Genomic DNA, 13118 nt, shown 5'->3' on the forward strand with positions numbered 1-13118 from the left:
ACACAGATGGACGGCCATGCCCCCGGACGGTATCGGCATGGCCGGAACGACTGTCATGCAGGAATCGAATGGCCGACCGGATCGACCGCCTCGCCACCTTCCTCCGCGTGGCCGAGCGCGGCAGCCTCACCGCCGCCGCCGCCGATCTCGGCGTCTCGCAGCCGACCGTCACCCGCGCGATGGCGGCCCTCGAGGCGGAACTGGGCGTCGCGCTGACCCACCGGACGACCCATTCCGTGACGCTGACGGAGGCGGGGCGCGCCCTCCTGCCGCGGGCTCGCCGCATGGTGGCGGCGTGGGACGGCATCGCGGAGGACCTGCGCGACGAGGGGGACCTTTCCGGCCCGCTGCACGTGGTCGCGCCCGTCGCGCTGGGACAGACCGTCCTGATGGGGGCGCTCGCGCGGATGCGCGCGGCGCATCCCGCCGTGGCCGTGACGTGGACCCTGACCGACGCGGCGATCCGGATGGGCGAGATGGGGGCCGACCTCTGGGTGCGGGTCGGGCGGGTGCCCGACGACCGGCTCGTGGTCCGGGAGATCGGGCGCGTGCCCCGTTCCGTGTGGGCGGCGCCCTCCCTCGCCGCCCTGCCAGAGGGCGAGCGCCCGTGGGTCGCGCTGTCCCCCTACGAGGGCCGCGCCGCGGCACCGGCGCCCGTGCTCGAGACCGCCTCCGTCATGGTCGTGGCCGCCGCGATCCGGGACGGCACGGCCGTGGGCATCGCGCCGGACTGGCTGATGGACGGGACGGACGCCCGGCGGGTGGGCACGGCCGCCGCCCTGCCCGTCTCGCTGTGCTGGGATCCGGCCCGGCGGACACGGCGCCTCGCGGCCTTCGCGGAGATCGTGGAGGCGACCCTCGGCGGGATTGTCGCCTGAGGGTCAGTCGGCGCAGTCCGGATACTGGTGCTGCGTCGCCTCGGGATACTTCGCGCAGCCCGGCTTGTGGGCATCGGCGAGGAGCGGGGTGGCGAGCAGAAGGGCGGCGAGCGTTGCGGCGAGGCGGGTCATGGCGCGATCCTTTGGATTGACCCTGCGTCAACCCACCCTCCCCCGCCCCGTTCCATCACGGTCGCGGGAGGGGGGCTCCCCATTCGCCGGGAGTTGCCGCGCCGCAGCATGACCCCTACACCCGCGCGGGAGACGGGGAGAGACGCGATGGCCGAGTTCCAGAAGATCCTGATCGCCAACCGGGGCGAGATCGCCATCCGCGTGATGCGCGCCGCCAACGAGATGGGCAAGCGCACGGTCGCCGTCTACGCCGAGGAGGACAAGCTGGGCCTGCATCGCTTCAAGGCGGACGAGGCCTACCGCATCGGCGAGGGGATGGGGCCGGTCGAGGCCTACCTCTCGATCCCCGAGATCATCCGCGTGGCCAAGGCGTCGGGCGCGGACGCGATCCACCCGGGCTACGGTCTGCTGTCCGAGAACCCCGACCTCGTGGACGCCTGCACGGCGGAGGGGATCGCCTTCATCGGCCCCAAGGCCGAGACGATGCGGCGGTTGGGCGACAAGGCCAGCGCGCGCCGCGTCGCCATCGAGGCCGGCGTGCCCGTCGTGCCCGCGACCGAGGTGCTGGGCGCGGACATGAAGAAGGTGGCCAAGCAGGCCGCCGAGATCGGCTATCCGCTGATGCTCAAGGCGTCGTGGGGCGGCGGGGGCCGGGGGATGCGCCCGATCCACGGCGAGGACGAGCTGGCCGAGAAGGTGCTGGAGGGGCGCCGCGAGGCCGAGGCCGCCTTCGGCAACGGCGAGGGCTACCTCGAGAAGATGATCACCCGCGCCCGCCACGTCGAGGTGCAGGTGCTGGGCGACAAGCACGGCAACACCTACCACCTGTGGGAGCGCGACTGCTCGGTCCAGCGGCGCAACCAGAAGGTCGTGGAGCGGGCGCCCGCCCCCTATCTCTCCCCTGCCCAGCGCGAGACGATCTGCAACCTCGGCAAGCGCATCTGCGAGCACGTGGGCTACGAGTGCGCGGGCACGGTCGAGTTCCTGATGGATATGGACTCGGGCGAGTTCTACTTCATCGAGGTGAACCCCCGCGTGCAGGTGGAGCACACGGTTACGGAGGAAGTGACCGGCATCGACATCGTGCGCGCGCAGATCCTGATCGCCGAGGGCAAGAGCCTGACCGAGGCCACGGGCGTGGCCAGCCAGTACGACGTGAAGCTCGACGGCCACGCGCTTCAGACGCGCGTGACGACCGAGGACCCGGCCAACAACTTCATCCCCGACTATGGGCGGATCACGACCTACCGCGCCGCCACGGGCATGGGCATCCGTCTGGACGAGGGGACGGCCTATTCGGGCGCGGTCATCACGCGGTTCTACGATAGCCTGCTGACCAAGGTGACGGCGTGGGCCAAGACGCCCGAAGCGGCCATCGCGCGCATGGACCGCGCGCTGCGCGAGTTCCGCATCCGGGGCGTGACGACGAACATCGACTTCGTCATCAACCTGCTCAAGCACCCGACCTTCCTGTCGAACCAGTACACCACGACCTTCATCGACACGACGCCGGACCTGTTCGACTTCCGCCCGCGCAAGGACCGGGCGACGCGCCTGCTGACCTACGTCGCGGACGTGACCGTGAACGGGCACCCCGAGACCGTGGGCCGCGCGATGCCCGCCGCCGACGCGCGCATCCCGCAGGCGCCCGAGAGGCTGCGCGATACGCCGCCCGACGGGACCAAGCAGATCCTCGAACGCGAGGGGGCCAAGGGGCTGGCCGAGTGGATGCTGGCGCAGGACCGCCTGCTGCTGACCGACACGACGATGCGCGACGGGCACCAGTCGCTGCTGGCCACGCGGATGCGGTCGATCGACATGGTGCGCGCCGCGCCCGCCTACGCCACCAACCTGCCCACCCTCTTCTCGGTCGAGTGCTGGGGCGGGGCGACCTTCGACGTGGCCTACCGCTTCCTGCAGGAATGCCCGTGGCAGCGCCTGCGCGACCTGCGGGCGGCGATGCCGAACCTGCTGACCCAGATGCTGCTGCGCGCGTCGAACGGGGTGGGCTACACCAACTATCCGGACAACGTGGTGCAGGAGTTCGTGCGCCATGCCGCCGAGACGGGCGTCGACGTGTTCCGCGTGTTCGACAGCCTCAACTGGGTCGAGAACATGCGCGTCGCGATGGACGCCGTGATCGAGAGCGGGCGGGTCTGCGAGGGGACGGTCTGCTACACGGGCGACATCCTCGACCCCGACCGGGCGAAGTACGACCTGAAGTACTACGTCGGCATGGCCAAGGAGCTGGAGGCGGCGGGCGCGCACGTTCTCGGGCTCAAGGACATGGCCGGCCTGATGACGCCGCCAGCCGCGCGCAAGCTGATCGCGGCGCTGAAGGACGAGGTCGGCCTGCCGATCCACTTCCACACCCACGACACGGCGGGCGTGGCCTGCGGCACGATTCTCGCCGCCACCGAGGCGGGCGTGGATGCCGCCGACGTCGCGATGGACGCCTTCTCCGGCAACACCTCGCAGGCGACGTTCGGCACGGTCGTCAACGCGCTGAGCGGGCACGCGCGCGACACCGGGATCGACCGCCGGACGGTCTGGGCGATGTCCGACTACTGGGAGGCGGTGCGCGCCCAGTACCTCGCCTTCGAGAGCGGGATGCAGGCGCCCTCGTCCGAGGTCTACCTCCACGAGATGCCGGGCGGGCAGTTCACCAACCTCAAGGCGCAGGCGCGCAGCATGGGGCTGGAGGAGCGCTGGCACGAGGTGGCGCAGATGTACGCCGACGTGAACCGCATGTTCGGCGACATCGTGAAGGTCACGCCCTCGTCCAAGGTGGTGGGCGACATGGCGCTGATGATGGTGGCGCAGGGGCTGTCGGTGGACGACGTGCTGGACCCCGGCACAGAGGTGGCCTTCCCCGAATCCGTCGTCGGCATGATGCGCGGCGAGCTCGGCCTGCCGCCGGGCGGCTGGCCCGAGGCGATCCAAGCCAAGGTGCTCAAGGGCGAGGCCCCGATCGATGGGCGTCCGGGCGCGCATCTGGCGCCGGTGGACCTCGACGCGGTGCGGGCGGAGGCAGCCGAGAAGACGGGCGAGCCCGCCAACGACGACACGCTGAACGGCTTCCTTATGTATCCGAAGGTCTTCACGGACTACGGCAAGCGGCATCAGACCTACGGCCCGGTCCGCACCCTGCCCACGCCGGTCTTCTTCTACGGCATGGAGCCGGGCGACGAGATCGAAGCGGAGATCGACCCCGGCGTGACGCTGGAGATCCGGCTGCAGGCCGTCGGCGAGACCCACGAGGACGGCGAGGCGCGGGTGTTCTTCGAGCTGAACGGCCAGCCCCGCGTGATCCGGGTGCCCGACCGCAGCGCGGCGGCCACCACGCAGGCCCGCCCCAAGGCCGATCCGGCGAACGAGGGGCACGTGGGCGCGCCGATGCCGGGCGTCGTGGCGAGCGTGGCCGCGCAGGCGGGCGCGGAGGTCAAGAAGGGCGACCTGCTCCTGACGATCGAGGCGATGAAGATGGAGACGGGCCTGCATGCCGAGCGGGACGGGACGGTCGCCGCCGTCCACGTCACGCCGGGGTCACAGGTCGATGCGAAGGATCTGCTGGTCGAGCTCGGCTGATCGGTTCGAGGGCGGCACCGATCCGCGCCGGGCCACCCGATCGTCGCTCGGATCGCATCGAAAGCGGACGGCATCGCCGCATTCGTGCCGCGCGGGCACCCCGGTTGGCGGGCATACGGGTCCAAAGCTCGAGGACCGTTCTCATGACCGCCAGCCCGTTCCATTCCTTCCTCGCCGCCGAGCACGGCGCGATCACCGTCGACTGGACGACCCTGACCGCGATGGCGGTGAGCCTCTCGCTGGCCACGACGGTCGCGCTGGGCGCGATCCTCAACGATATCAGCGAGGAGGTGAACATGGAGCTGTTCGACCGGACCGCGACGGAGGGGGCGAACACGTTCGACTTCGGCGCGGACGGCTGGACGATGGCGGACGGCTCCGACGCGCTCACCTCCTTCGTGGACGGGTTCGGCTACATCATGGGGCCGATCGGCAGCTCGGGCGGGCAGCAGGTGATCTCGACCACGATGGGCCTGCCCGAGGGGCTGGCGTCGGCGACGGCGAACTTCGACGTGCTGGCGATCGACAGCCTCGATGGCGAGGACTTCGTGATCTACGTCAACGACCTCGAGGTCGGGCGCATCACCGCCGGGTGGGAGATCACCTACTCGGCGACCCCGGTGGTCGGCTTGGAGATCAGCATCGACTTCGACGTGACCGTGCTGCAGCAGAACGCAGACATCGGCGGCAACAGGAACGACGACGAGTCCGGCGCATGGTGGTGGCGGGACGGCGCGGCGAACGTGAACATCACGCTCGACAACCCCGGCACCGAGTTCAAGGTGGGGTTCGGCTCGACCGCGAACCAGGACATCACCGACGAGAGCTGGGGCGTGGACAACTTCGGCGTCACCGGTGCGTGGCCGGACGAGGAGGACGACGAGTCCGGCGACGCGGGCGGCGTCTGACACGAGGGGTGCGGGAAGCCGCACGCGGCGCGATTTCCCCCTTGCGGCCCCCGAGACGGGACCGTATCTGCCCCTCACCGGACCGGCGCGGGCGTAGCTCAGGGGTAGAGCACAACCTTGCCAAGGTTGGGGTCGTGAGTTCGAATCTCATCGCCCGCTCCAGTCCAGGTCACACGAAGGGCCGCTCCCATCGGGGCGGCCTTTTCGTCGCGCCCCCCCTGCCCTAGACCCCGCCCGACATCCCGGCTCATCGGAGGGACCGACATGCGCCGCGCCAAGATCACCCGCACCACGGCGGAGACCGACATCGCCGTCGAGATCGACCTCGACGGGACCGGCACCTACGACAACGAGACGGGCGTGGGCTTCTTCGACCACATGCTCGACCAGCTGGCCCGCCACGCGCTGATCGACATGACCGTGCGTGCCAAGGGCGACCTCCACATCGACGACCACCACACGGTCGAGGACACGGGCATCGCGCTGGGTCAGGCCTTGGCCGAGGCGATGGGCGACAAGCGCGGCATCCGGCGCTACGGCGCGTGCCTGCTGCCGATGGACGACGCGCTGGTGCGCGCGGCGCTGGACCTCAGCGGGCGCCCCTACCTCGCGTGGGAGGTGCCGTTCACGGCCCCCGCGATCAAGGGGTTCGACACCGAGCTCGTGCGCGAGTTCTTCCAAGCCTTCAGCACCCATGGCGGCATCACGCTCCACGTGGACGCGCTGCGCGGGATCAACGCGCACCACGTGGCCGAGGCGGCGTTCAAGGCGGTCGCGCGGTCCCTGCGCGACGCGCTCGACACGGATCCCCGCAAGGCGGACGCGATTCCGTCCACGAAGGGCACCCTGTGAGCCTCACGGTCCTCGTCGACTACGACAGCGGTAACCTCCATTCCGCCGCGAAGGCCTTCGAGCGCATGGCGCTCGAGACGGGGGCGGGCCGCGTCGTGGTGTCCTCGCGCCCCGAGGACGTGGCGGGGGCGGATCGCGTCGTGCTGCCGGGGGACGGCGCCTTCCCGGCCTGCCGCCGGGGGCTCGCGTCGTTCGACGGGCTGGAGGAGGCGGTCGTCGAGGCGGTCGAGCGGGACGCGAAGCCGTTCCTCGGCATCTGCGTGGGGATGCAGTTGCTCGCGACCGTGGGCCGCGAATACGAGGATGTGGCGGGTTTCGGCTGGGTGCCGGGTGCCGTCGAGCGCATCGCGCCCCCCGCCTTCGACCTCGCGGGGCTGAAGGTGCCGCATATGGGGTGGAACGACCTCGTGGTGGAGGGCGCGCACCCGATCCTCGAGGGGATCGCCACGGGGGATCACGCCTACTTCGTGCATTCCTACCAGATGGCGGTGGACGATCCGGCGGACCGGCTGGCCCATGCCGACCACGGCGGCGCGGTCACGGCGGTGGTGGGCAAGGGAACCGTCGTCGGCACGCAGTTCCACCCCGAGAAGAGCCAAGCGACCGGCCTGCGGCTCATCGCGAACTTCCTGCGGTGGACGCCCTAGGGGCGGGACGCCCCCTCGCCTCGGCTCCTCGTGTCCTCGTCGTCCTCGGTCCCGCCGAGGATGGCCGGGTCCGGCCCGTGGCCGGCGATGGGCGCGTGGCCGGAGCGCGGCGGCCCGTCCGCCACCCCCGTGGCGGCACGAGCCGTCAACGCGTCGAAATCCGCCGCGACGGCGACCCGCGCGCCGCTCGAGATGGTGGCCCCGGCGCGGTGGAGGCCGATGCCCGCGACGCCCGTGATGGCGAGGCCGAGGCCCACCGCGGCCGAGATCAGGGGCACCATGTCGGTCGTCACCGCCCCGCCGTCGCGGACGAGGAAGCCGGCGACCGACCGACGATCTGGATGTTCGATGCGCATCGGCGGGCCCCGTGTGGCGCGTCCGGCGGGTCGCGGACGGCCCTCGGGCTGATGCGGGATCGGGGCGGAACCGGCGAACGGATCCGGCACCCATCGGGCGGATGCGTCGGATCCTATGGTTCGCTGGCCTGCCGGGGCGGGACGCCGCGCGCCCCCGCCCCCTCGGCGCGCGGCGTCAGCGCACGCGCGTCCAGGTCTGCCCGCGGCAGATCGGGCCGACGCAGCCGGAGACCTTGAGCTGGTTGGCGCCCTGCAGCTCCATCTTGGAGCGGTACGTCTTGTCCTGGTCCGGGGCCCAGATGCGCCCGCCCGAGTACCTGCCGCCGCCGTTGGCGTTCATGTCCCAGATGATGCGGCGGCCCACGATCGACGTGTTGTCGTTGCCGTGCACCGACGCGATCGTCCCGCAGACCTGACCGCCGCAGGGCGCGAGGTCGACGCGGATGTAGCCGCCGGTCTCGCCCGGCTCGGACTGCCAGCGGCCGAGGACCGGGTCGGCCGAGGCCGCGCCCGCCATTCCGAGGACCGCGGCCGCGGCGAGGATGATGCGCTTCATGTCGTTCCCTCCCTAGGAAGCTGGCCGGACGCTGCGGCGATCCGTCCACAGGGGCAAGCATGACGTTTCGGCAGGGACTTGCGGGGGCCGCGGCGGCGGGGCATCGCCCCGGCATGATCCTCTATCCCGCCATCGACCTGAAGGACGGACAGGCCGTCCGCCTGCTGCGCGGCGAGATGTCCGCCGCGACCGTGTTCAACGACGACCCCGCCGCGCAGGCGCGCAGCTTCGCCGAGGCCGGCTGCGAATGGGTCCACCTCGTGGACCTGAACGGCGCCTTCGCCGGACGCCCCGTCAACGCGGACGCGGTCGAGGCGATCCTCGCCGCCGTCGACCTGCCCTGCCAGCTGGGCGGCGGCATCCGGGACATGGCGACGATCGAGGCGTGGCTCGGCAAGGGGCTCGCCCGCGTGATCCTCGGGACCGTGGCGGTGGAGGATCCGGACCTCGTGCGCGCCGCCGCCCGCGCGCACCCCGGCAGGATCGCCGTCGGCATCGACGCGCGCGGGGGCCGGGTGGCGACCAAGGGCTGGGCGGAGGAGACGGACGTGATGGCGACCGACCTCGCCCAGCGGTTCGAGGACGCGGGGGTGGCCGCGATCATCTACACCGACATCGACCGCGACGGCGCGATGGGCGGCCCCAACGTGGCGGCGACCGAAGGCTTGGCGCGGACCGTCTCGATCCCCGTGATCGCGAGCGGGGGCGTGTCCTCCCTCGACGACCTCCGGGCGCTCGGGGCGACGGGCGCGATCGCGGGGGCGATCTCGGGGCGGGCGCTCTACGACGGCGCGATAGACTTGGGGGAGGCGCTGGCGGTCTGCCGCGCGGCATGATCCTCGCGGTCGCCGCCCTCTACCTGCTGCCCTGCGCCACCGCGATGCTGCTCGCGCCCCACGCCGAGGCGCGCGCCGCGCGCCGGATCCTGCTCTATGGCGGCGGGGCAATGCTCCTCCTCAACGCCGCGGCGGTGGGCGGGGCGGCGCTCTTCGACGGCGCGTGCGGCGGGAACATGCTCTACGGCTACGAGGACTGCGCGGCGGCCATCCTGCAGGCGGTCCGTCGGCCCGCCGCCGCCTTCATCCTCGTCTGGCTGGTCGTCGGGGCGGTCGCGGTGGGCCTCGCCCTGCTGCTCGCCGCGGCGATCGCCGAGGCCGTCGCGCGCCGGAGGGCCGGGTGACCCGCGCGCTCGCCGCCGGCGTCGTGGTCGCGCTGATCGCCACTCTTGCGGGCGGCTGGTTCGTCGAGGCGAACGCCTGCCGGCCGTGGATGCCTACACGGTTCTGCGACGACGGCATGCAAGGGTGGGCCACCGCGATGGCGCGTGGCGGCTGGCTCTGGGCCGCGCCCGTCTTCGCGGGCGTGGCGGCGTTCCTCGTGGTGGCGCTGCGGCGCTAGTCCGCGACGGCGGCATCCGTGAGGTTGCCCAGCGCCCCGTCGATCCGCTGCGCCGCCTCGGACGACGGGTCCACGTCCATCCCGGCGAACAGCGTCTCCGCCGTGTGGTAGGTCAGCGCCGTGCCCCCCTGCCCGTCGTCGTGGACCAGCACCCGCAGCGGCAGGGTCAGCCCGGCGCGGAGGTCCTGCTGCATCACGGGCGTGCCGACCTGCGGGCTGCCGAAGATCACGAGCACGGCGGCGGGCAGGTCCATCTCGACGGAGGCCGCCGCGTCCGAGTGGGGCACCTGCGCCACCACGGTCGCGCCCGCGCCCTCGACGGCGGCGACGAGGCGCTCGACGGTCTCTGGGACGGAGACGGGGGACGGTTTGGTGACCGTCTCGGCGCTGGCGGGCGCGGCGAGCAGAACGAGGGCGGCGAGAGTGCGGATCATGGGGACCTCCGGGGTTGCGCCAAGACATCTAGCGCGAGGCGCCGCCCCGGCCGCGCACGGATGCGCGAGGGGTGGCCCCCCGGCGCGGGTCCGCCTAGACGGGCGCCCATGCTCAAGACGCGCATCATCCCCTGCCTCGACGTGGCCGACGGGCGCGTGGTCAAGGGCGTGAACTTCGTCGACCTCGTGGACGCGGGCGACCCCGTGGAGAGCGCGCGCGCCTACGACGCGGCGGGTGCGGACGAGCTGTGCTTCCTCGACATCCACGCCACGCACGAGAACCGCGGCACGATGTTCGACCTCGCCACGCGGACCGCCGAGGCCTGCTTCATGCCGCTGACCATCGGCGGCGGCGTGCGGACGGTCGAGGACGTGCGCAACCTCCTGCTGGCGGGCGCGGACAAGGTGTCGTTCAACTCCGCCGCGGTGGCGGACCCCGACGTGCTGTCGCGGGCGGCGGACCGGTTCGGCAGCCAGTGCATCGTCTGCGCCATCGACGCCAAGACGGTCGCGCCCGGGCGCTGGGAGATCTTCACCCATGGAGGCCGCAAGCCCACGGGCATCGACGCCGTGGCGTTCGCCCGCACCGCCGTGGAGAAGGGCGCGGGGGAGATCCTGCTCACCTCGATGGACCGCGACGGGACCAAGGCGGGCTACAACCTGCCGCTCACGCGGGCGATCTCGGACGCGGTCACCGTGCCCGTCATCGCCTCGGGCGGCGTGGGCAACCTCCAGCACCTCGTCGAGGGCGTCACCGAGGGTGGCGCATCGGCCGTGCTCGCCGCGTCGATCTTCCACTTCGGCACCCACACCATCGCCGAGGCCAAGGCCGCGATGGCCGGGGCCGGCATCCCCGTGAGGCCCGCATGACCGATCCGCTCGCCCGCCTCGCCGCGACCATCGAGGCCCGCCAGGACGCGGACCCGGACGGATCTTGGACCGCGAGGCTCTTGGCGAAGGGGCCGGAGAAATGCGCCGAGAAGTTCGGCGAGGAGGCGATCGAGGCCATCGTCGAGGCGGTGCGCGGCGACCGCGCGCGCCTGACCGAGGAGGCGGCGGACGTCCTCTATCACCTGCTCGTGATGCTCGCTGCGCGCGACGTCGCGCTCTCGGACGTGATGGCGGCCCTCGCGGCGCGGGAAGGCACGTCCGGGCTGGACGAGAAGGCCGCGCGCGGGGGCTGAGCGCCGCTCGATTCGCGGCCATCGGCGGGCGACGCGGGACGCGGACATGCCCGCCGGACCGGCCCCAAGAGGTCCGCGCAGGGATGCGCACCCGCTAAATGTCTGATTGCAAAGCGGGGTCGCGAGACGGCGGTCCGGGTGCGGAACCTTCCCGCCGCCTCGCTCGTTGCCCGGCTGACCAACCTGCAAACAGGTCATCCCGACAACGTGGGAATCCTAAGATGAAAACGCTTCTGACGTCCACCGCCGTGGCCGCCGCCCTGGCGCTCGCCACCCCGACCGCGACCCTTGCCGACGGCCACGCGATGGTCCTCGACGCCACCGCCGCCGCCGGGCTGGCGGGCGAGCGGATCTACCTGACCGACGGGGCCTTAGACGCCGATGCCGCCTCCGACTGGGAGGAGGTCGGCGAGATCGACGAGATCGTGCTCTCCCCCACCGGCGAGCTGGAGGCCGTGGTGGCCGAGGTCGGCGGCTTCCTCGGGCTGGGCGAGCGCCGCGTCGCCATCGACCCGTCGCGCATCGCCATGCTGACGGGCACGGACGGCGAGGCCCTCGTGGTCGCCAACGGCACGCGGGCCGAGCTCGAGGCCGCCGAGGCGTGGTCCGACGACACGCCCTACGTGATGGGCCGGACCGAGCATGTGGACGCCATCGACTACGAGGGGCTGGGCCAGACCACCCTTGGCGGCGTCGACGTGGTCGAGAACCGCGAGGGCGCGCCCGTGACCCCGCTCAACGACATGCAGCCCGAGGGGACCACGACGAACGCCGCGATCCTCGATCCGGGCACCGTCGTGGACAACCCGCAGACCCCCGCCACCGCCGTCATCACCGCGCGCGGCGCCGAGACGACAACGGGGTCGGCGGCGCGCGGCACGGACTACGACCGCGGCGACACGATCGTCGAGGAGGCCCGCCGCGACGTGGGCGAGGTCAGCCTGAACGGCGACGTCGTGGTCGCGGGGATCGAGGATCTCGACGAGACGCCAATGGTCGGCACGCCGGAGACCCTCGCCGAGGGCGGCGTCGCACGGGCGGGCACGGACGGCATCGTCGTGGCCGACGACGACGACGCGGCAGTCACCATGGCGCAGGCCGATGGCGACGGCACCCGGACCGACTCCTCCATCGTGATGGAGCGCGAGGCGAACGACGTCGTCGTCGCCCAGCCGCTGACCGAGGCGCAGGAGGACCTGCTCCTCGCCGCGCCGGTGATCGAGCGCGACGGCTACGCCGCGCTGCCCGCCGACGAGATTCTGCTCGGCGGCTGGGACGACATCCCGCTCTACGGGCCCGGCGACGACCGGATCGGCGAGATCGAGGAGGTCCGCGAGGTGTCCGGCCTCGGCCACCCGCTCGCCATCCTCGAGGTCGGCGGCTTCCTCGGCCTCGGCGAGCACACGGTCGCGATGCCGATGCCCAGCCTGACGATCCTGCGCGACGCCGACGGCGACATCCGCGCCTACATCGACGCGACCGAGGAACAACTGGAAGGCCTCCCTGAATTCGAAGGGTGACTGTCCCGTCCCTTCGAGGTCTTCCAGTGGCCCGCCGGTTCCCCCCCGGCGGGCCCTTTACGTGTCGCGGGGCAGCCGCGACGAGATGAGCCCCGTGGCGAAGCCGCCCATCCGGAGCTCGCCGAACAGGCGCTGATACTCGATCTTCGGGCAGCGGTCCTGCACGATGGGCACCCCCGCGGCGTCGCACATGGCCTCGGCCTCCGGGCTCACGACGCCGATCTGGAGCCAGACCGCCCGCATCCCCGGACGCGCGGCCAACGCCTCCGCCACCAGCGCCGGCACGGCCTCCGGGCGGCGGAACACGTCGAGCACGTCGAACGCCCCCGCCTCCGCGACGGTGCCGACGGCCGCCGTCCCGAAGAGGTCCCGTCCCGCGATCGCCGGGTTCACCGCGACGACGCGGTAGCCCCGCCGGGCGAGGTAGCGGGCGACGTAGTGGCTGGGCCGCACCGGGTTCGCCGAGACGCCGACGCAGGCGAAGGTGGCGGGCTTCGCCAGTACGCGGCGGATCAGGTCGTCGGAGGGGGTGGTCGTCATGCCCACGATCCTGCCCTCGGGCGCGGACGGAAAAAAGGCCCGCGCAAGAGCGCGGGCCTGAAGGTGTGGAACGAGGGACAGTGATAAGAGGGGCGAGGGTTCCGATCTCGCCGCTCCACAGACAT

Annotated in this window: 16 protein-coding genes and 1 tRNA gene; 12 read left to right on the top strand and 5 right to left on the bottom strand. The window is 72.2% G+C overall.

Annotation, left to right across the window (positions count from 1 at the left end; all coding sequences use genetic code 11):
- Positions 1-68: 68 nt before the first annotated feature.
- Positions 69-878: a LysR family transcriptional regulator gene (locus JQC91_RS11755; RefSeq protein WP_203286996.1), complete on the top strand. Its 810-nt coding sequence runs from the start codon at positions 69-71 to the stop codon at positions 876-878.
- Between the two features lie 3 nt (positions 879-881).
- On the opposite strand, the gene JQC91_RS18145 is transcribed toward JQC91_RS11755, so the two are convergent.
- Positions 882-1010, bottom strand: coding sequence for a hypothetical protein (locus JQC91_RS18145; RefSeq protein ID WP_275297002.1), 129 nt, complete (start codon positions 1008-1010; stop codon positions 882-884).
- Between the two features lie 147 nt (positions 1011-1157).
- Between JQC91_RS18145 and JQC91_RS11760 the strand changes: the two genes are divergently transcribed.
- The 5 genes from JQC91_RS11760 (at position 1158) to hisH (ending at position 7005) form a co-directional block, all read left to right on the top strand.
- Positions 1158-4598, top strand: coding sequence for a pyruvate carboxylase (locus JQC91_RS11760; protein WP_203286997.1), 3441 nt, complete (start codon positions 1158-1160; stop codon positions 4596-4598).
- A gap of 143 nt (positions 4599-4741) precedes the next feature.
- Positions 4742-5506 carry a hypothetical protein gene (locus JQC91_RS11765; RefSeq protein WP_203286998.1) on the top strand — a complete coding sequence of 255 codons (765 nt, stop codon included), beginning with the start codon at positions 4742-4744 and terminating at the stop codon, positions 5504-5506.
- An 87-nt stretch (positions 5507-5593) separates the two neighbouring features.
- Positions 5594-5668 (top strand) — tRNA-Gly (locus JQC91_RS11770).
- A 102-nt stretch (positions 5669-5770) separates the two neighbouring features.
- On the top strand, positions 5771-6358 hold the full coding sequence (gene hisB, locus JQC91_RS11775) for an imidazoleglycerol-phosphate dehydratase HisB (RefSeq protein ID WP_203286999.1): 588 nt from the start codon (positions 5771-5773) through the stop codon (positions 6356-6358).
- Complete coding sequence (hisH, locus tag JQC91_RS11780) at positions 6355-7005, top strand: imidazole glycerol phosphate synthase subunit HisH (RefSeq protein ID WP_203287000.1); 651 nt, start codon at positions 6355-6357, stop codon at positions 7003-7005. The genes hisB and hisH overlap by 4 nt, the downstream gene beginning before the upstream one ends.
- Here the strand turns inward: hisH and JQC91_RS11785 are convergent.
- Positions 7002-7361: a hypothetical protein gene (locus tag JQC91_RS11785; protein ID WP_203287001.1), complete on the bottom strand. Its 360-nt coding sequence runs from the start codon at positions 7359-7361 to the stop codon at positions 7002-7004. The genes hisH and JQC91_RS11785 overlap by 4 nt on opposite strands.
- Positions 7362-7536: 175 nt before the next feature.
- Positions 7537-7917 (bottom strand): DUF2147 domain-containing protein, encoded by a 381-nt coding sequence (locus tag JQC91_RS11790; RefSeq protein WP_203287002.1) that lies wholly within the window; start codon positions 7915-7917, stop codon positions 7537-7539.
- 113 nt (positions 7918-8030) lie between these two features.
- On the opposite strand from JQC91_RS11790, the gene hisA reads away from it, so the two are divergent.
- Genes hisA through JQC91_RS11805 form a run of 3 tightly spaced genes read left to right on the top strand, consistent with a single transcriptional unit; the run spans position 8031 to position 9315 of the window.
- Positions 8031-8753 (top strand): 1-(5-phosphoribosyl)-5-[(5-phosphoribosylamino)methylideneamino]imidazole-4-carboxamide isomerase, encoded by a 723-nt coding sequence (hisA, locus tag JQC91_RS11795; RefSeq protein WP_203287003.1) that lies wholly within the window; start codon positions 8031-8033, stop codon positions 8751-8753.
- Positions 8750-9097, top strand: a complete 348-nt coding sequence (locus JQC91_RS11800; RefSeq protein WP_203287004.1) for a hypothetical protein — start codon at positions 8750-8752, stop codon at positions 9095-9097. Before hisA ends, JQC91_RS11800 begins: the two co-directional genes overlap by 4 nt.
- Positions 9094-9315, top strand: coding sequence for a hypothetical protein (locus JQC91_RS11805; protein WP_203287005.1), 222 nt, complete (start codon positions 9094-9096; stop codon positions 9313-9315). Before JQC91_RS11800 ends, JQC91_RS11805 begins: the two co-directional genes overlap by 4 nt.
- Here JQC91_RS11805 and JQC91_RS11810 read toward each other — a convergent pair.
- Entirely contained in the window at positions 9312-9749 is a 438-nt protein-coding gene (locus tag JQC91_RS11810; protein WP_203287006.1) for a DUF302 domain-containing protein, read from the bottom strand. The genes JQC91_RS11805 and JQC91_RS11810 overlap by 4 nt on opposite strands.
- 108 nt (positions 9750-9857) lie before the next feature.
- Between JQC91_RS11810 and hisF the strand changes: the two genes are divergently transcribed.
- From hisF to JQC91_RS11825, 3 genes are all read left to right on the top strand, one after another.
- Positions 9858-10619 carry an imidazole glycerol phosphate synthase subunit HisF gene (gene hisF / locus JQC91_RS11815; RefSeq protein ID WP_203287007.1) on the top strand — a complete coding sequence of 254 codons (762 nt, stop codon included), beginning with the start codon at positions 9858-9860 and terminating at the stop codon, positions 10617-10619.
- On the top strand, positions 10616-10933 hold the full coding sequence (locus JQC91_RS11820) for a phosphoribosyl-ATP diphosphatase (RefSeq protein ID WP_203287008.1): 318 nt from the start codon (positions 10616-10618) through the stop codon (positions 10931-10933). The genes hisF and JQC91_RS11820 overlap by 4 nt, the downstream gene beginning before the upstream one ends.
- A gap of 221 nt (positions 10934-11154) precedes the next feature.
- Entirely contained in the window at positions 11155-12453 is a 1299-nt protein-coding gene (locus tag JQC91_RS11825) for a PRC-barrel domain-containing protein (RefSeq protein ID WP_203287009.1), read from the top strand.
- A gap of 57 nt (positions 12454-12510) precedes the next feature.
- Here the strand turns inward: JQC91_RS11825 and JQC91_RS11830 are convergent, their stop codons facing one another.
- On the bottom strand, positions 12511-12993 hold the full coding sequence (locus JQC91_RS11830; RefSeq protein ID WP_203287010.1) for a CoA-binding protein: 483 nt from the start codon (positions 12991-12993) through the stop codon (positions 12511-12513).
- Positions 12994-13118: the final 125 nt, after the last annotated feature.

The sequence above is a fragment of the Jannaschia sp. Os4 genome (assembly GCF_016820245.1).
Lineage (GTDB): Bacteria > Pseudomonadota > Alphaproteobacteria > Rhodobacterales > Rhodobacteraceae > Jannaschia.

Excerpts from the sequence above, each read along its gene's own strand:
- JQC91_RS11765 (WP_203286998.1), top strand. The coding sequence starts at position 4,742 with ATGACCGCCAGCCCGTTCCATTCCTTCCTCGCCGCCGAGCACGGCGCG.
- hisA (WP_203287003.1), top strand. The coding sequence starts at position 8,031 with ATGATCCTCTATCCCGCCATCGACCTGAAGGACGGACAGGCCGTCCGC.
- JQC91_RS11830 (WP_203287010.1), bottom strand. The coding sequence starts at position 12,993 with ATGACGACCACCCCCTCCGACGACCTGATCCGCCGCGTACTGGCGAAG.
- JQC91_RS11785 (WP_203287001.1), bottom strand. The coding sequence starts at position 7,361 with ATGCGCATCGAACATCCAGATCGTCGGTCGGTCGCCGGCTTCCTCGTC.
- hisB (WP_203286999.1), top strand. The coding sequence starts at position 5,771 with ATGCGCCGCGCCAAGATCACCCGCACCACGGCGGAGACCGACATCGCC.
- JQC91_RS18145 (WP_275297002.1), bottom strand. The coding sequence starts at position 1,010 with ATGACCCGCCTCGCCGCAACGCTCGCCGCCCTTCTGCTCGCCACCCCG.
- JQC91_RS11820 (WP_203287008.1), top strand. The coding sequence starts at position 10,616 with ATGACCGATCCGCTCGCCCGCCTCGCCGCGACCATCGAGGCCCGCCAG.
- JQC91_RS11800 (WP_203287004.1), top strand. The coding sequence starts at position 8,750 with ATGATCCTCGCGGTCGCCGCCCTCTACCTGCTGCCCTGCGCCACCGCG.
- JQC91_RS11810 (WP_203287006.1), bottom strand. The coding sequence starts at position 9,749 with ATGATCCGCACTCTCGCCGCCCTCGTTCTGCTCGCCGCGCCCGCCAGC.
- JQC91_RS11760 (WP_203286997.1), top strand. The coding sequence starts at position 1,158 with ATGGCCGAGTTCCAGAAGATCCTGATCGCCAACCGGGGCGAGATCGCC.
- JQC91_RS11825 (WP_203287009.1), top strand. The coding sequence starts at position 11,155 with ATGAAAACGCTTCTGACGTCCACCGCCGTGGCCGCCGCCCTGGCGCTC.
- JQC91_RS11755 (WP_203286996.1), top strand. The coding sequence starts at position 69 with ATGGCCGACCGGATCGACCGCCTCGCCACCTTCCTCCGCGTGGCCGAG.
- JQC91_RS11790 (WP_203287002.1), bottom strand. The coding sequence starts at position 7,917 with ATGAAGCGCATCATCCTCGCCGCGGCCGCGGTCCTCGGAATGGCGGGC.
- hisF (WP_203287007.1), top strand. The coding sequence starts at position 9,858 with ATGCTCAAGACGCGCATCATCCCCTGCCTCGACGTGGCCGACGGGCGC.